Raw genomic sequence first — 17,542 nt, forward strand, 5'->3', positions numbered from 1 at the left:
GCCATGTGCTATCTGTGTCGGCTCTGCGGTTTTCTCTATGATGAGGATGTCCGGGGTCCTATGCCGCCGGACTACGTCTGCCCCATATGCGGGGCAAGTGCGGACCAATTTGAAGAAGATTCTTAAAAAAATCAGCCTGCCGCACATGTGCGGCAGGCTGATTTTTATGGAAATCGATTTGGGTGAGGTGAATGGATTCAGCCCCGGGAGAGGGATTCCGGAGCCACGTTTCGGGTGTGCCGAATTTCCTCCCAAACCGTAGTTTTTTTCACAAAGCTCTCCAAGGTAATGGGCAGCCAGGAGAGCAGAAACAGCCAGTAGAAGGCCACGCTCTTCAGCATCCGGCGGTCCCACTTCCCTTCCACCGTCAGCACCAGGCAGGCGGCAAGGGTAGAGCCCAAGGCAGTGAGGGCCAGATTCAATCCCACCGCCAGCAGGAATGTTCCGGGCACTTGGGAAAACTTATAGCAGTCCAGGCAGGCGGAGAGCGAAATCAGAATCAGATTGAACAGCGCAGCTGCCTGGTAGGCGGGGATAATCAGAGTGGCCGCCAAATCCACCGCCGGCATGCCTCCCCGGTTTCCCACAGACTGGAGGGTCCGTCCCATATAGAGCTTGGCCACCTGCACCGTTCCGCTGGTCCAGCGGCGGCGCTGCTTGACCGACAGGGCATAGTCCAGAGGCTGCTCATCATAGGTAATGGCCTTAGGCACCCAACGGACCTTCTCCCCCGCCAGGATGCACTGGGCGGTGATCTCCAAATCTTCGCTGATCGTCTGGGTGTGCCAGCCTCCCAGCCGCTCCAGAGTCTGAGCAGAGATCATAAAGCCGGTCCCATTGACCAGAGCGGACAGACCGAGGCCGGTTTTTCCGCCGTTGTGGAAACGATCCATCATCCAATAATAGATGGAATAGCTGCCGGAAATCACGGTGTCAAAGGGGTTCTTGCTGTCCCGGTAGCCCTGAGCCACTCTGGCTCCAGCCATGTAGGCGTTGTTCATCTCACTTAAAAATCGATGGTCCACCAGGTTGTCCGCATCAAAGACACAGTAGGCGTCGTACTGCCGGCCATGGAGACGCTGATACGCAAAGCGAAGCACCTCGCCCTTGCTCCGTACCGGCACCGTGCACTCCAGCACCTTCGCCCCAAAATTCCGGGCTGCCAGGGCCGTGTTATCCGTACAGTTATTGGGAATCACCCAGACGTCATAGAGTTCCGAGGGATAGTCCTGCGCCAGCAGGCTGTTAATCAGCGGACCGATCACCAGCTCCTCGTTCCGGGCTGCAATCAAAATAGCGAATCGGGTGCGGGCAGGGTGCCAGCCGTAATCCATGGGCTGTTTCCAGGACATCAGTCCGGTGAGCAGGTAATAGCCGCCCCAAAGGGTGATAACGAGCCAGATCAAACTGGATACTACCATCAGCACGGGAAGAATATGTTCCATTGTCCCTACCTCCTTTTTCCGTTGTACCTATCCTAACAGAGGATTGTTAAGGACAGAGGAGGAGAAAAATTAAGATTTCATAAAGACTTCCTTAATACACCTCTTTTTCCGCATTTTCCCTTCCTATATGATGTATTTGACAACGCCTCACTTCTCTCCCCGCCCATGCTTTCTATGGATTTCTTCCTTTTACTGATGATCCCCCTGGGTACCGTTTTTCAAACAAAAGGCGGCCCGGTCCCGAATTTTATTCGGGTCCGGACCGCTTTTCATTTGGACATAGGACATGCCGGCAGTGGCATAGGCTCTCCCATAGAACAAAATTACGCTCCATGGGAGGGATTATATATGGAGACAAGAATTGCGGAGCTGCGGTATAAAGAGGTCATCAGCGTGGCGGACGGCAGCCGCTTTGGCTACGTGGGCGATATGGAAGTAGATCTGGAAAGTGGCCAGGTACGTGCGCTGGTGGTCCCCGGCCGCCGTCGCTTCTTCGGACTGCTGGGCCGGGAGGAGGACCGGTATATTCCCTGGTCCTGTGTCCGCCGCTTTGGAGAAGACATTATCCTGGTGGAAGATCCGCCCCGGCGCCGCACACCCAGACGCCATAATGGGTAACTCTTTTACAGCTCCTTCGCGGTGTCCGTGGCAAAAAACCACAGCACCTTTCGCTTCACCGGGCGCGTTAAAATGCGCTCCAGCGCCTGGCTATACGCCTCAATCTGGACCCGGTGCCGCTCTGCCGCGGTATCTTCGCCCCCGGGCCGGATACGGTCACTCTTGAAGTCTACCACCGTAACCCCCGTCCCGTCGTCAAACCAGGCGTCTATGACGCCCTGGAGTAAAATCTCCTCCTCCCCCGCGTCCGGAAAATAGGTCTTGGCCGGAACCAGAAGGGAAAATTTAAATTCACGTCCCACCTCCTGGGCAGAGAGCAGCTCCTGCCCCAGCTTGCTTGCAAAGAAGGCAGCCAGCCGCTCCGGTTGGACAGCCTCCCGCTGCAGGGCGGTGAGATACCCCTCCTCCATCAACTGGTCCAGCTGCTGCCGGATACTGTCCACGCTGTGGTCTCCCTCCAGGGAGACGTACTGCATGGCCAGGTGGAGGGCTGTCCCTCTCTGGGCGGGCGTCAGCCCTTTGGACTGGGCCATAAAGTCGGGGCGGTAGGGCTCCCAGCTTTTCTGGGCAGGTTCGGCGGAAGGCGGGGCGTCCTCCGCCGCCTCCTGGTCCACCGTCCGTCCCTTGATCTGAGTAGCGGTCAGCTTGGACGGGACGGGCACCGCTCCGGCATAGGGGTAGTGCCAGGTCAGACGCTCATAGAGGTCCTGTACCTCCTCCCCCTTCTCCGGCAAATCAGCCAGACGGCCCTGGGGCCGGGCGGGCTCGGACAGGGGTGCTCCCTGAATCCACCGGATGTCCCAGGCAGGGCCTAAGTCAGGTGCTGCTCCCTGTTCCGGCAACCCGGCTAGTTCCCGCAGGGGGGCGGCCTCCGGCCGAGACATGGCGTGGAGCAGGATCCAGGCCCCCACGCTCTGTTGGTTTTCCAGGGCCATGGGAGACACTGGTGCGGACACGTCCTCCCCCAGCCGCTCCAGGCTCCGGATTCCCTCGGGCAGGGCCAGAGTCAAAATAAGCTTCTCCTTGGCCCGGGTCATAGCCACATAGAGAAGGCGCAGTTCCTCGGACATCATCTCGCGCTCCAGCTGCCGGGCCACCGCCCGGCGGGCCAGGGTGGGATACTCCACCATCCGTTCCCGATCCAGCCCCTTGGGGCCCACTCCCAAAGTGGGATGGAACAGCACCGGACGCATCAAATCGTCCCGATTGAGCCGCCGGGTGAGGCCGCACACCAGCACCACCGGTTTCTCCAAACCCTTGGAGCGGTGGATGGACAAAATGGACACGCCCTCCTCCTGGCCATTCCCTCCACTGGATGCAATCCGGGCCCCTGTCTCCTGCAGTCGCTGAAGGCGAAGCAGGAACTGGAACAGAGAACGGCAGCCCGCCTCCTCCAGCTGTCCGGCCAGGGCGTAGAAGGACAGCAGGTTGTCCTGCCGCTCCCGGCCCCGGTCCATGGCACCGAACAGCCCCAACAGATTCGTTGTCTCATAGATATGCCAGATGAGCTGCCGGCAGGTCTTGTCCCCCGCCCCAAAGCGCAGCCGCTCCAGCTCCGCCAAAAACTCAGCGCAGGCCCGGTCGCCCTCCCGGGCGGCCTTCACTACAGCGGAATAGAAGTCTCCCTTGGCCTGAGCCCGCAGCAGAGCCAACTGGTCCCCGGTAAAGCCATACACCGGAGAGCGCAGGGCGGAAATGAGGGGTACATCCTGGTGGGGATTGTCCACGATCTGCAGAATGGACAGAGCTACGCTCACCTCAGTGGTGGCAAGAAAGTCCTCTCCGCCGTCCGCAGTCCAGGGAACCCCCTCCTCACTGAGGGCCCGCAGGTAGTGGCGCAGGACAGAGCCGGGGCTCCGGAGCAGAATCATGATGTCCGAGGGGCGAATCGGGCGGAGCCCATCCCCCTGTGTGATGAGCAGCGGCTTTTCCAGCAGCTCCCGGATGCGCTGGGCGGCAAAGCGTGCCTCCATCAGGTCCTTGCTCTCCCGTTCACCCTCCTGCTCCCCCAAAAAGGACAGGTCCAGTCCGTCTACCTCCAGGGCGTAGTCCTCCCCCTCTGGGAAGGAGGCCCCGGGGACCAGGGCCTGGTCGTCGGTGTAGTCCAGCTCGCCGAATTCCGTGGACATAATGTTCCGGAACAGGTCGTTGCACCCCAGAAGCACCTGGGGCCGGGAGCGGAAATTCCGGGAGAGCACCCGCTTTCGGGGCTCCCCCTCCCCGGCTGCGTCCCCGATGGAAAAGCGGCGGTACTTGTCCAGAAAGATGGTGGGGTCAGCCAGACGGAAGCGGTAAATGGACTGCTTCACGTCGCCCACCTCAAAGAGCTTGCGGCCGCTCTGGGAGATGGCGGAGAAAATGGCGTTCTGCACCTGGTTGGTGTCCTGGTACTCGTCCACCAGCACCTCGTCAAACCGGACCGACCAACTCTCCGCCAGCGGAGTGGGACGCCCCTCCCCGTCCAGCAGAAGCTTGACCGCAAAGTGCTCCAAGTCGGAAAAGTCCATCACGCTCCGGCGGCGCTTCTCCCTTCCATAGGCCTTCTGAAAGTCCATCACCAGGTCCATCAGTGCCTGCACAGCGGGACGAGACAGGCGCAGTTCCTCCAGCAGGGCGGCGCTGTCCCCCTCCAGCTGAGCGGCCACTTTCTCCATCTGCTTTTTGCTCCGGGTACGGATAGCCTTCACCCGCTGGGCGGCCTGGGCCGCCCGGAGTTCCTCCATGGGGCTCAGCTCCTGGGTACGCTTTTTCTTCCGGCCCACGGCAGGAAAGGGTATGGGCAGGCAGGCCTGGGCCTGGTCCCAGCTTTGGGCAGCCAGCAGACCGTCCAGTCCTTCCAAGGTGGCGGAGATGGAAGGGGCGTAGTTCATCTCCAGCAGCTCATCTGCCCCGGTGAGGGCCAGGGCCTGCTCCATCCGGTCCCGGCACCACCGCCCCTGGCGGCGGGCCTCCTCCAACAGCAGAGCGCCCCAGGGGGTCTGGGCAGCATCCATCACTCCATCCAACTCCCAGGCCTGCCGCTGCTCCTGAAGCCACTGCTCCGGGTCCGGGTGGCTCTGCACCCGCTGGGCGATGTCCAGCACAATCTGCACCAGTCGGCTGTCATCCCGGCCCGCCCCCAGGGTGTCCGCCAGCTGGGCGAAGGGACTGTTTTCCTCCAGCCCCTCATACCTCCGGTCCAGCAGTTCCTCCAGAGTGCGCACCATGAGCACCTGCCCCTCCCCCTCGTCGCACAGCCTGGTGTCCGGGTCCAGGTCCAGCAGGTGGCCGCTCTCCCGCAGAAGGGCGGCACAGAAGGCGTGGATGGTGGAGATCTGCGCCTTATAGACCAGGGTAGTCTGCCGGCGCAGATGGCGGTCCCCCGGCCGCTCCGCCAGCCGGGCGGCAAGCTCCTGAGCAATTCGGGTGCGCAGCTCTGCCGCCGCCGCTTTGGTATAAGTAATCACCAGGAAGCGGTCAATGTCCTCGCCGTCCCTGGTCACCCGGTCCAGCAACCGCTCCACCAGCACCCGGGTCTTGCCCGAACCGGCCGCGGCGGATACCAATAATTCTCCGCCCCGGTCATCCACGATGCTTCGCTGCTCCTCCGTCAGCGGGAATGCCATAAAACCGCCTCCTCTCCCACAAAGTTTGCCTCAGAGAATCAGAATAAAGGTACCCAGTGTAATGAGCGCCCCGCCCACCACCTTGGTCAGAGTAACCTTCTCCCCCAGCACCACAAAGGCCAGCACAATGGACAGCACCACACTGAACTTATCAATGGGAATGACCTTGCTGGCTTCCCCGATCTGGAGGGCGTGGAAGTAGCACAGCCAGGACAGGCCCGTGGCCAAGCCGGACAGGATGAGGAACACCCAGCCCCGTGTAGTAATACTCCCGATTTCCGTCTGTTTCCCGGAAGCCAGCACGATGGCCCAGGCCATGACCAGCACCACCGTAGTACGGATGGCGGTGGCCAGATTGGAATTGATGTTCGCCATCCCAAGCTTGGCCAGAATTCCTGTCAGTGCGGCAAATACCGCCGACAAAAGCGCGTATACAGCCCACATCATAGGTTCTCTCTCCTCTTTTCTTTACTCTTTCAGCAGACTGAGAAACTTCTCAATCCGAATGCCCTTGTTCTTTTCAATCTCGTCCTGCTCCAGAAAAATAAGCCGCTCCAGAATGTCCATGGCCTGCTGTACCGCCTCCTGCATGGGCGTTCCCGCCAACAGCTTGCCCACCAGCACAGCGGAAAAGAGGTCTCCAGTCCCAGGAAAATGGACCTTTATGAAGCGGTAGGGCAGAGTGAAGTAAGTCCTGGAAGCATGGTCGAAGCCCCAGACCACATGACGGCCGGTCTCCTGCTCCACGCCGCTGGTTATCACCACCGAGCGGGGCCCGAAGGCCAGCAGGCCGTCCACCAGTTCCCTGGCCTCCTTCTGATTTAGTCCCTCCTTGCCCACATGAAGGCCAGTGAGGAACTGGGCCTCCGTGACGTTCGGAACAATCACGTCAGCTACACCGATGAGGCGGCGCATGTTCTCCACCGTCTCCTCCGTCACGCCGTTGTAGAGCTTGCCGTCGTCCCCCATAATGGGGTCGGTCATCACCAGCAGGCCCTCCTTCTTCTGCCCGGCAATAAAGTCCCGGATGATGCCCACCTGGGCCGCCGAGGCCAGAAAGCCGGTGGTGATGCAGTCAAACTGAAAGCCCAGCTCCTTCCACGCCGCGATGGCTTTCACCATGTAATCGGTAGTGTCCAGGATGGTGAAGGTTCCGTAGTCCAGGGTGTTGGACACGAGAGCGGTGGGCAGGTTGTAGACACTGTGGCCCAGATTGGACAAAACCGGCAGCATAGCCGCCAGGGCCACCTTTCCGTAACCGCACATGTCGTTGATGATCAAAATGTTCTTGCTTTTCTCCATAAAGGGTATTCTCCTTCTTTTCCTGTGGGGTATGGGTTTTTATTCCTCCTGCTCCCGGTCAATCTGTTCCCAGAACTCCCCGGCGTCCACGGCGGGCAGCCACCGGCGGCAGTCGCCACCCCGACCCTCTTCGAAGTGGCAGGCGGCAGCATAGTCGCAGTAGCGGCAGGCGTTCTTCTCCGGCCCCCGCCAGAAGGGGTCGGCGGCGATGTTGCCCCGGGCCAGCTCACCGCAGATGTCCTCCAGTACCTTCTGAATGTGCCGGCCCAGCTTCCCCAGGTGCTCCGCGCTGGCCAGAGCCTCGCCGGTGATGGCGCCGGTGCTCCGTGACACCTTCAGGGGCAGGAAGCGGTAGCCCTCCTCCCCCGGCACCTCCATGGCGTCCAGCACCTTCTGGTCATCCAGCACCAGGCCGCTGCGCCGCAGCTCCTTGTCCATCAGCTTCTGCCAGGCCTCCTGGCTCATGGTCCGGCTGCCACGAACCACCGCGTCCCGGGCGGGCAGGTACAGTACGCCTGCCCCCTCCACGGGAAGGCCGTAGATAGACTCTCCCTTTTCCTCCAAGGTGAAAAGGTATAACAGCATCTGCAGGCCTAGGCCGTTCCAAACCTCTGTCAAGTCAAATGACTTGCGACCTGTTTTATAGTCTACCACCCGCAGATAAATCCGACCGTCGTGGACCCAGCCGTCCACCCGGTCCACAAAACCGGACACGCTGAGGGTAACCCCCTCCGAGGTAAACTCCACCGGCGGCAGCGCTCCATCCCGGCCAAAGCCCAGCTCAAAGGAGATGGGCTTGAACTGGGAGGACAGCAGCTCCTCCGCCACGTTGTCCACCACTGCCTGGACCGAGCGCAGAAGGCGGCGGAACAAATACTGAAAGCGCTCGTTCTGTCCCTCTAGGCCCCCCAGCTCCTCCGCCACATACTGCTCCACCGCAGCCCGAGTGAGCTGGCGCAGGCGGCTCCGCTTTTCCTCCGTCAGGCCGCGCTCCATCCCCGGAATTTCCGTCTGGCGGAACAGCTCATCCTGTAGGACATGCTCCAGCACATAGTGGACAAAGGTGCCATATTCAGGCGCTGTAAAGCCGGCAGGCTTGCGTGGCTCGGCCCGCAGGCCATAGCGCATAAAATAGGAGAAATGGCAGGATTTGTACTTGTCCATCCGGGAGGCAGACATGGGCACCTTTCGGCCGTACAGCCGCTCCACCGCCCGCTGGGACAGACTGCCCCGTTCCAAGGCAACTGCCCGATGGAGCCGCTCCACCTGCTCCCGGTACTCCGGCAGCTTCTCCAGTGCCCGACAGGCAGCTTCGCTCCGACCCGCCTGCTCCAGAGCGGGCAGCGGGGCCTCCAAGCGGAAGAAACCATGCAAGTCCTCCTCCTGCAGGACAGACAGGCTGGGAAAGAGGCGCTGAATACGCTGGACCAGGAAGCTGGGCCGCCGCTCCTCACCGCCCGGACCCTGGATTGGCCAGGACACCACCAACTTGCGGCTTGGTTGGGCACAGGTGAGATAGACGGTGGTCATCTCCCGGTACAGCAGCTCCTGCTGGGACTGGTTGAGCTCCAGCCCGTAGCCGGAGAGCAGGGACCGGTCCTCGTCCGACAGCAACCCCGGTGCCGTGGACACCTGGGGGATGCTCCCGTCGTCCGCCCCCAGAAGAAACAACACCTTCACCCGGTGGCCGGTCTGGCGGGTGGTCTCCCCCGCCGTCACCCGGTCCAGGGAGACGGGAATGGTACCCACATCGTACTGGGAGAGGACCAACCGGAAGAGCTGGGCAAATTCCTCCAGCTCCATGGGGGTATCTCCCAAAAGAGCAGCGCACTGCTCCAGCCCGCCGCAGAGGATCTCCCACAGCTGGCGGTACTCGTCGGCCAGGGCGGGCTGCCCCGTCCGGCGCAGACGTTCTACCCGCTCTTTCAGCTGCTCCGGCAGGCCAATTTCCTCCAAAAAGTCGTAAAGGGTTTCTGCTTGTCCCATTCCGGTTTTCTTGGGATTTTTCCGCAGCTTCTCCAAGGGCGCGACCACCTGCCGGCGGATGCCGTCCAACTGCTCCACCAGCGCCCGGTCCCCCTCCTCCCAAGGAATACCGTAGCCCCGGGGATGCCAGGACCATACCTTGCTCTGGGTCCAGCGGCTGCCCCGGATGTCCCACTTGAGCACGTAGTTCTCCAGCAGGTCCCGGCCCTCCTCCTTCAAATCGGTGAGCCCGGTTTTCAGATAGCGGAACACGTCCTCGTAGGCATAGCCCCCCGCCACTGTCTCCAGAGCCGCCGTCACCAGAGCCAGCACCGGCTTGTCCAGGATATCACTCATGGCGGAGGAAAACACCGGCACATTGTATCGGGGAAAGACGGACTCCACCAGGTCCCGGTAGGCCCCGTAATTCCGGGCCACCACACCGATGTCCCGAAAGCGGAGCCCCTCCTCCCGCACCAGTCGGAGAATCCGGGCAGCGGTCCACTCTACCTCGGAGCGCAGGCTCCCGGCCTGGAAGAGCTCCACTGCCTCCCCTGCCTCCAAGGGCTCCTCCGGCTCGTGACCAAACCGGCACACTTCCAAGTCCTTAAGTGCTGATTCCTTTTCAGTGCAATCATTTACAAGGTGTTCTACTTCACAGGAAATTCGTTCCTTCTTTGCCAGCCGCAGCAGGGCCGCGGCGGTCTTTCGGGCGGGAGAAAAGATCCCCTCGCCCCCCTCCTCCTCCTCCAGGTGGTCACAGGTGAGGGTGATGGTTATGTGTTCCGCCTGGGTCATCAGCTGCCGAAGCACCTCGCCCTGCTGCGGGGTGAAGTCCGTGAAGCCATCCAGCCACAGGTCCTTGCCCTTGGCCCAGGCGCACTTGGACAGCTTGTCCGCCACCCTGGTCAGCCGGTCCCTGGGGTCCAGGGCTACCTGGGCAGACAGGGCGTCGTAGGTGCCGCAAATGAGCCCCAGGTCCCGCAACTTCTCCCCCTCCGGGCCTCCGGCATCCTGGCCGGCAGTAATGAGGAGGGTGGGCGGCACACAGCAGCTTTTCAGCTCGTCCACGGTGGCCAGCAGGGACTGGAGAAAGGCAGGCCGTCGGGAAGGCCGTCCATAAACCGTCAGCTGCCCGGACAGAGACTTGACCGCGTTATACATCAGCAGCAGCCGTCCGCCGCCGTCCAACTCCTGTTCCCCCAGTCCACCGGCAGCCTGAAACACCCGGTTAGCCAGCCGGCTGAAGGAGAGCACCTCGGCATACCGGGACACCCCGTCGCCCCCCATGCGGCACAGGGCACGCTCGGCCTCGTGGGACTGCTGCTCGGGCACAATGAGCACCTGTGGCCGCTCTGCCCCGGCCTCACACAGACGGCGCAGTACCGCCGTGGTCTTTCCGGTACCTGCCCGGCCCAGAATCAGCTTCAGCATGACAATCCCTCCCCCTTCTTTTATCACGTGGGGCCATTTTACCATATTTCCTGTCTGAAAAAAAGCCCCGCACTTTCTCAGGGGCCGTGGATGATTTTCAGATAATCTTCTGGTAAGATAGGTTCAGAGAGAGGAGGATACACGTGAAGACGCAGATTTTGCTTGCGGAGGATGACCGGGCCCTGTCGGCGCTGATTCTGGACTTTTTTCACGCCGCCGGGTTGGAGGTTCACCCGGTCTATGATGGAGCGGAGGCCCTGGCCGCCGCGGCAGAACACTCCTTTGATTTGATCATTCTGGACGTGATGATGCCCCACTATGACGGTCTGGAGGTTTGCCGGAGAATCCGGCGGGAGAGCTCAGTACCTGTTCTCTTTCTCACCGCCCTGGGGCAGGAAGAAAATGCCCTGGAGGGCTACCGGGCAGGGGCAGATGACTACCTTACCAAGCCCTTCTCCTTCCCCGTTCTGGTGGCCAAGGCCCAGGCCATTCTCCGGCGCAGCCGGGGCGAATGTCTGGGCGAGCACCAGCTGGGCTACGGCAGCATTGTGCTGGACACCGCTTTGCGAGACGCCTTTGTGGATGGACAGCCCGTCCACTTACGGCCCAAGGAGCTGAATATTCTGGAGCTTCTCCTCCGGGAACAGGGGCGGACGGTGAGCCGGGACCGTCTTATCCAGAACGTGTGGGGCGTGGACTTTGAGGGAGATGAGCGGATGGTGGACCGCCACGTGGCCGCTCTCCGGCAGAAGCTGGGCACCGCCGCCCAGCATATCAGGGCTGTGTACGGCGTGGGCTACCGTCTGGGCTGAAAGGAGGAAAAGCCGATGCGTAAACAGGTTCGTTTTGTTCACTCGCTGTCCTTTAAGCTGGTCCTGACCACCGTCGGTATGCTTTTGGTTCTATGGCTGACCGTGGGAAGTGTGTTGGTTCTGTCCACGGCCCAGGAGATTATAGACAACGGGCCGTCGCTGGCCGACAGTCGGCTCAATCTCTATCGTTCAGACTCCTATCTCCAGACTTTCGATCCCCAAACCCTGGACGATTCCTGGGTTCTGGAAGCTCAGAAGGCATCCTCCGGTTCCTCTCTGTTTCTTTTCTATGACATGTACGATGCTCCCCGTTACCTCCAGTACGCCTTTACCTGGACGGAGGATGCTTCCGGAACACCGGAGCTGCTGCCCGTGCGTATGCTCTCCGCGGTTCTCTACGTAAACCCCAGCCAGGCGGAACCAGATGTGTTGTTTCTTGACCTGCAGGGACTGTCCGCTGCCGAGCTCTCACAGCTCAGCGGAATATTCACAGGCGGTCCGGATTCTCCCGCTTTCTCCGCCGTGGGCACGCGAAGTGGCCCGTTTTTCTATGTGGATACGTTGACCGTGAACGGACACACGTACTCCACTGGCCGAACCGGAGGAGCGGACACCTTGTCTTTGAGCAGCACCCAGGAAGAGCAGAACGCTCCCGTCCCCTGCCGTATGCTGCCCAACGGTGTCCACACGCAAGAGGAATGGGAGTTGATGCTAGGTGCCACGGACTGGATGTTGGATAGAGCGCCCCAATTCTCTTCCGTCTGGCAGAACTACCGCTCCTGCTATTTCTCAGCTCTAACTCGCATCCAGCATCAAAGTGAGACAGGTGCTGACGTTTGGCTGGGCGTAGTGTTAGCCTCCACTCCCCTGAAAACAGCCCTCCAGGAGCAGGCCCCCGTGCTGATTCGCTTGTTAGTGCTCATTCCCATTCTGGGTATCCTGTTCTTCGGGCTCATCCGGCGTATGGTAGTCCTGCCCCTGCGAAAAACTCAAACTGCATTTCAAACGGTAGCAGCCCTTGACTTTTCTGAGGTCCAGGGGGATGTGAAGCGCCAGGATGAAATCGGTGAGCTAAATCGCAGTCTCCAAACCATGTCCGGAGAGCTCCAGCGGCGCTGGGACGACGAGCGGGCACTGGAACGCAGGCGGCAGGAGTTTGTGGCTGCCGCCTCTCACGAGCTGAAAACCCCTCTTGCCCTGATGCGTGGCTACACCGAGGGCTTGGAGCAGGACATCGGTGACCGGGAGCAATATCTGGCCGGGATGGAACGGGAAATTGACCGGATGAATGCACTTGTACTGGATATGCTGGAGGAAACCCGGCTGGAGCGGATCGAGCAGCTCCAGCAGTTGGAGACGGTAAATCTGTCCTGCCTGGTAAAGGACCTGCTGGACGAGATGGCGCCCCTCTTTCAGGGTCTTAACCTCTCCACACAGCTGGAAGAGAACGTGACCTGCCCAGGGAACCAGCCTCTTCTGGAGAGAGGTATCGGTAATCTGCTGTCCAACGCGGCCCGGTACTGCACCCCCGGCGGGCAGGTGCGGATAACCTTGACGTCGGGTCCGGTACTGACCGTGGAAAATGACGCCGACCCCATCCCTGAGGAGGAACTGCCCCGGCTGTTTGAACTGTTCTACCGGGGGGACAAGGCCCGGGACCGCTCCGGCAGCGGTATGGGGTTGGCCATCGCACAGCGCATTTTCTCCCTGCACCACCTCAGCTGCACGGCAGAAAACATTCCGGGCGGCGTACAGTTCCGGCTACAGAAAGAGGTATCTCCCAGTGTTTCACCTTCCCCGGAAACCTGAACGAAAAGAGCGGGTTTGCTATACAGCGAACCCGCTCTTTTTGTTTCTTTGTACGTTCACGTACAAAGAGGGCCGCGCCAGACGGCGCGGCCCTCCAATGAATGCCATTAGGTGGGGTTGACGGTGTAGTTGGGAGCTTCCTTGGTGATATAGATGTCGTGGGGGTGAGACTCCCGCAGACCGGCAGCGGTAATCTGCATAAACTGAGCCTTGGACTGCAGCTCCTCGATGGTGGCACAGCCGGTGTAGCCCATGCCGGCCCGCAGGCCGCCCATCAGCTGATAGATGGTCTCGCCGGCCAGTCCCTTGTAAGGCACACGGCCCTCGACGCCTTCGGGAACCAGCTTCTTGTTGGACTCCTGGAAGTAGCGGTCCTTGGAGCCCTTGTTCATAGCAGCCAGGGAACCCATGCCGCGGTAGACCTTGAACTGACGGCCCTGGAACACCTCGGTATCGCCAGGAGACTCCTCACAGCCGGCCAGCAGGGAGCCCAGCATGACCACGCTGGCACCGGCGGCAATGGCCTTGGCAATATCGCCGGAGAACTTCACGCCGCCGTCGGCGATGATGGGAATGTCGTACTGAGCAGCCACGCAGGCGGCATCATACACGGCGGTAATCTGGGGCACGCCGATACCGGCCACCACACGGGTCGTACAAATAGAACCGGGGCCAATACCGATTTTCACGCAGTCGGCGCCGGCCTCAATGAGGGCGCGGGTGCCTTCAGCGGTGGCCACGTTACCGGCAATCAGCTGAACGTCGGGATAGAGAGCCTTGACCCGCTTAACAGCCTCCAGCACGTGGTGCTCATGGCCGTGGGCGCTGTCCAGCACCAGCACGTCGGCACCGGCCTCGGTGAGGGCGGCCACACGGTCCAGCACGTCGGAGGTAGCACCGATAGCGGCGCCCACCAGCAGACGGCCCTTCTCATCACGGGCAGAGTTGGGATAGACCTCAGCCTTCTCAATGTCCTTGATGGTGATAAGGCCCTTCAGGTGGAAGTCCTTGTCCACCAGAGGCAGCTTCTCGATCTTGTGCTTGCGCAGGATCTCCTTGGCCTCCTCCAGGGTGATGCCCTCGGGAGCAGTGACCAGGTTCTCCTTGGTCATCACGTTGTCGATGAGCTGGCTCATATCGGTCTCGAACTTCATATCACGGTTGGTGATGATGCCGATAAGCTTGCCGTTGTCACAGATGGGCACGCCGGAGATGCGGTACTTGGCCATCAGCTCGTCCGCCTCGGCCAGAGTATGGCCGGGAGCCAGCCAGAAGGGATTGGTGATAACGCCGTTCTCACTGCGCTTGACCATATCCACCTGCTCAGCCTGCTGGCTGATGGACATATTCTTATGGATGACGCCGATGCCGCCCTCACGGGCGATGGCGATGGCCATGCGGTACTCGGTCACCGTGTCCATGGCGGCACTAATCAGGGGGATATTCAGATGAACCTTACGGGTCAGACGGGTACGCAGATCCACATCGGCGGGGCGAACATTGCTCGCCGCGGGAATCAGCAGCACGTCGTCGAAGGTAAGGCCTTGCTTGGTAAACTTCTGGGTGACATCCTGATTGACCATACACTACAACTCCTTTTTCCTTGTCTCTTCCGTGTTCAGGGCTTCTCTATCTGGCAGATATGTCGATATTAGGTCTATTTTACCCCCCGCAAAAAAGCTTGTCAAGGAAGGGTTTCGCCAAAAAACAGCTCCGCCTCGAAGCGGGATTTGCCCTCTCTGTCCAAGCCGCAGACATAGTGGCCGCCCTCCTGCTCCCCGGTCTGGATGCTCAGAACATCCCCGGGACGGCACTCGGCCAGGTAGCCAATCTGCATGGTGGAAAGAAAATGGCCCTGTTCCAGCCGATCCATATCCAACGCATCACAGGCAAAGTCGGCATAGCGGGTGTTATTCACATGTCCGTTGATATCGGTGTCGCTGTACCGCATGGGCCGCCGTTCCACTTCCCGCAGTTCCGCGGGGCCCCGGAGCTTGTTCAGCGTCATTTTCTTGCACAACTCGCCACCGTCTGTATTGTTCAATTCCTTGATGGAAGACAGCCGTATCATCTTATGTCCCTCCATACTGGCCAGCACCCAGCCGGACACGGACTCGCCCACCAGCTCGTCCCCCACGTAAATATCATAGTCCCGGTACATGAGCGCGCCCTTTCCGCCCCGGTGCCAGGTACGGATGGTGATTTCATCCTCCCAGCCCAGAGGCCGCTTCAAATGAAACCAGGACCGGGCCAGCATCCAGAAGGCCCCGTACCGCTCCACCAGCATCTCCCGGCTGAAGCCCCCGTCCTCCGCCGCTAGGGCGGCGGCCACCTGGAGGTGGTTCAGCAAGGCGGACGCTTTGCAAATACCCCGCCCATCGGCGTCCATACCGGACAGACGGATGGTGTGTTCATAGTATAAACTCATGGCTCAGCGCTTCCCTCGAATCACCAGATTTGTCTTGCAGCAGATATCGTCAATGTCATCGGCCGTGGCGGCAGGAATCCGCATCTCCGCCCCGCACTTCTTACAGATGAGATCCACCGAGCTGAAGTTCACCCGGAAGGTCCACTCCTTACTGCCGCAGGCACAGGAAATCCCGCCCCGCTGGGCGATGTCCTTGATCTCTGAGAGTACCTCCTGCATCACTAGTTCGTCCAGGAAAGCTCCCTGCTGGGCGGACTCTGTCTCCAGCTTGTCCACCGCCTGCTCCAATCGGGCAGTAGCGGCGTACACCGGGCCCTCCTCCCCCACGTAGCAACAGTCCAGACCGGAGGCCGCACAGGAGAAGGCCAGGGCCGTCTGATAGAGGAACGCCTTGGAGGAGCAGCTCACCCGGTGCTCATGCCCGCAGAACAGGCAGGGCACCTCCAGCTCCACCCGGTCCCCCAGCATCTCCGCCCGCAGTTCCGACTTGCCGCAGGGGCACTTGATGTGCACCGGCGAGGCAGCAATGGAAAACACGCTGCGCTCCACAATCACCGACTGCCGGCAGTGGGGACAGATATAGGAAATAAATCGCTTTGTATCTTGTACCATGGAATTGTCTCCTTTGTTAACCCGCGTTGGGCCCGTCCACGGGCTCGTCCAGTACCCAGGGAAGGTACATGGTGCATATGAGGTCAAAGTTGGGCGTTGGAAGATTTTCGGCCTCGCTGCACGGGTCACCCTCATGGCCCAGAGCGATATCCCCCCAGGGAAACTTCACTGCAGGACCCCAGTTCGGGCCGCAGTCCTCCCCGGCTGGCTTGTCCAGAATTTCTCCCGGCAGGCGCCAGCAAAGCTCATAGAGAAGCCCCTTCTCCCGCCAGCTCTCATCGTGGTAGAGCTCACACACATAAGTGGCTTTCTCCGGCGGAATGGACAGGCTGTCCAGAATAGACAGCAGTTTCTCAGGCAGCTTCCGCTCCCGGGCCAGGGCCAGGAAATTCCGGCAGTGGCCGCAGGTGCAGCCCCACTCATCCGCCTGGGCATACCAGCTCCGGACGGTTTGCTCATCCACCTCGGCCTCGTATCCGAACCAGGAAAAACGGGTCATTTCCGGTTCTCCTTCTTCTGATTGCGCCGCTCCTCATCCGCCTCATAGGCCTTGATGATCTTCTGGACCAGAGCGTGGCGGACCACGTCGGCCTCATTGAGACGAATGATGGCGATGTCCTCCACACCCTTCAGAACCCGCATAGCCTCCCTCAGGCCGGACACCTTGTCGGCGGGCAGGTCAATCTGGGTGATGTCGCCGGTGATAACAATTTTGGATCCGAAGCCAAGGCGGGTGAGGAACATCTTCATCTGCTCCCGGGAAGTATTCTGGGCCTCGTCCAGGATGATAAAGGAGTCGTCCAGCGTTCGGCCGCGCATATAGGCCAGAGGGGCCACCTCAATGTTGCCCCGCTCCAGATATTTATTATAGGTCTCCGCCCCCAGCATGTCAAAGAGGGCGTCGTACAGGGGCCGCAGGTAGGGGTCCACCTTGGACTGGAGGTCGCCGGGCAGGAAGCCCAGCCGCTCCCCTGCCTCCACTGCGGGCCGGGTGAGGATGATGCGGTTCACTTCCTTGGCCCGGAAAGCGGCCACTGCCGCCGCCACCGCCAGATAGGTCTTTCCGGTGCCCGCCGGGCCGATGCCCAGGGTGACCACGTTGTCCCGGATGGCCTCCACATACCGCTTCTGGCCGATGGTCTTGGCCTTGATGGGCTTGCCCTTGGCAGTGACGCACAGCACATCCCCCGCCAGCTGGTGGATTTCGCCTTCCTTGCCGTCCCGCACCAACTGGATGATATAACGCACGTTCTGCTCGTTAATAACCTCGCCCTTGGAGGACAGGGTCATCAGGCTCTCAATGGCCCGGACGGCGTACATTACCTGCTCCGGGTCCTCCCCTGCCACCTTGAGCATGGAGTCACGGCTGACTACCGTGACTCCCATTTCATGCTCAATAAGGCGGATATTCTCGTCGAAGGAGCCAAACACATTGATGGTCTCCTCCAACCGCTCCAAACTGATGGTCTGTTCTGTCATTGGTATCTTGTCTCCTGCCTTTCGCGGGGCGGT

The 17,542-nt window shown here is 60.7% G+C and carries 13 protein-coding genes; 3 read left to right on the forward strand and 10 right to left on the reverse strand.

Features of this window, described 5'->3' with window-relative positions; all coding sequences use genetic code 11:
* Positions 1 to 197 precede the first annotated feature (197 nt).
* Positions 198 to 1,445, reverse strand: coding sequence for a glycosyltransferase family 2 protein (locus DWX58_RS09000; RefSeq protein ID WP_118643057.1), 1,248 nt, complete (start codon positions 1,443 to 1,445; stop codon positions 198 to 200).
* Between the two features lie 348 nt (positions 1,446 to 1,793).
* Here DWX58_RS09000 and DWX58_RS09005 point away from each other — a divergent pair, with 348 nt between their 5' ends.
* Positions 1,794 to 2,063 carry a YlmC/YmxH family sporulation protein gene (locus DWX58_RS09005; RefSeq protein WP_118643059.1) on the forward strand — a complete coding sequence of 90 codons (270 nt, stop codon included), beginning with the start codon at positions 1,794 to 1,796 and terminating at the stop codon, positions 2,061 to 2,063.
* Positions 2,064 to 2,068: 5 nt separating this feature from the next.
* Here the strand turns inward: DWX58_RS09005 and addA are convergent, their stop codons facing one another.
* From addA to DWX58_RS09025, 4 genes are read right to left on the reverse strand one after another with little or no spacing between them, the layout of a single operon-like run.
* Positions 2,069 to 5,668 carry a helicase-exonuclease AddAB subunit AddA gene (gene addA / locus DWX58_RS09010; RefSeq protein WP_118643061.1) on the reverse strand — a complete coding sequence of 1,200 codons (3,600 nt, stop codon included), beginning with the start codon at positions 5,666 to 5,668 and terminating at the stop codon, positions 2,069 to 2,071.
* A gap of 30 nt (positions 5,669 to 5,698) precedes the next feature.
* Complete coding sequence (locus tag DWX58_RS09015) at positions 5,699 to 6,112, reverse strand: EamA family transporter (protein WP_118643239.1); 414 nt, start codon at positions 6,110 to 6,112, stop codon at positions 5,699 to 5,701.
* Between the two features lie 24 nt (positions 6,113 to 6,136).
* Positions 6,137 to 6,970, reverse strand: a complete 834-nt coding sequence (locus DWX58_RS09020; protein WP_118643063.1) for a pyridoxamine kinase — start codon at positions 6,968 to 6,970, stop codon at positions 6,137 to 6,139.
* A 39-nt stretch (positions 6,971 to 7,009) separates the two neighbouring features.
* Complete coding sequence (locus tag DWX58_RS09025; protein ID WP_118643065.1) at positions 7,010 to 10,369, reverse strand: PD-(D/E)XK nuclease family protein; 3,360 nt, start codon at positions 10,367 to 10,369, stop codon at positions 7,010 to 7,012.
* Positions 10,370 to 10,512: 143 nt separating this feature from the next.
* Here DWX58_RS09025 and DWX58_RS09030 point away from each other — a divergent pair, with 143 nt between their 5' ends.
* Both DWX58_RS09030 and DWX58_RS09035 read left to right on the forward strand, forming a co-directional pair.
* On the forward strand, positions 10,513 to 11,181 hold the full coding sequence (locus tag DWX58_RS09030) for a response regulator transcription factor (RefSeq protein ID WP_118643067.1): 669 nt from the start codon (positions 10,513 to 10,515) through the stop codon (positions 11,179 to 11,181).
* Positions 11,182 to 11,196: 15 nt separating this feature from the next.
* On the forward strand, positions 11,197 to 12,990 hold the full coding sequence (locus tag DWX58_RS09035) for a HAMP domain-containing sensor histidine kinase (RefSeq protein WP_118643069.1): 1,794 nt from the start codon (positions 11,197 to 11,199) through the stop codon (positions 12,988 to 12,990).
* A 107-nt stretch (positions 12,991 to 13,097) separates the two neighbouring features.
* Here the strand turns inward: DWX58_RS09035 and guaB are convergent, their stop codons facing one another.
* The 5 genes from guaB to DWX58_RS09060 form a co-directional block, all read right to left on the reverse strand.
* Positions 13,098 to 14,573, reverse strand: coding sequence for an IMP dehydrogenase (gene guaB, locus DWX58_RS09040; RefSeq protein ID WP_118643072.1), 1,476 nt, complete (start codon positions 14,571 to 14,573; stop codon positions 13,098 to 13,100).
* Between the two features lie 101 nt (positions 14,574 to 14,674).
* On the reverse strand, positions 14,675 to 15,418 hold the full coding sequence (locus DWX58_RS09045) for an acyl-ACP thioesterase domain-containing protein (protein ID WP_118643074.1): 744 nt from the start codon (positions 15,416 to 15,418) through the stop codon (positions 14,675 to 14,677).
* A 3-nt stretch (positions 15,419 to 15,421) separates the two neighbouring features.
* A complete protein-coding gene (locus tag DWX58_RS09050; protein WP_118643076.1) occupies positions 15,422 to 16,030 on the reverse strand; it encodes a hypothetical protein in 609 nt (202 codons plus the stop codon).
* 16 nt (positions 16,031 to 16,046) lie between these two features.
* Positions 16,047 to 16,529, reverse strand: a complete 483-nt coding sequence (locus DWX58_RS09055; protein WP_118643078.1) for a hypothetical protein — start codon at positions 16,527 to 16,529, stop codon at positions 16,047 to 16,049.
* Positions 16,526 to 17,509, reverse strand: a complete 984-nt coding sequence (locus DWX58_RS09060; protein WP_118643080.1) for a PhoH family protein — start codon at positions 17,507 to 17,509, stop codon at positions 16,526 to 16,528. The genes DWX58_RS09055 and DWX58_RS09060 overlap by 4 nt, the downstream gene beginning before the upstream one ends.
* Between the last annotated feature and the right edge of the window lie 33 nt (positions 17,510 to 17,542).

Source organism: Pseudoflavonifractor sp. AF19-9AC, assembly GCF_003478995.1.
Taxonomy (GTDB): domain Bacteria; phylum Bacillota; class Clostridia; order Oscillospirales; family Oscillospiraceae; genus Lawsonibacter.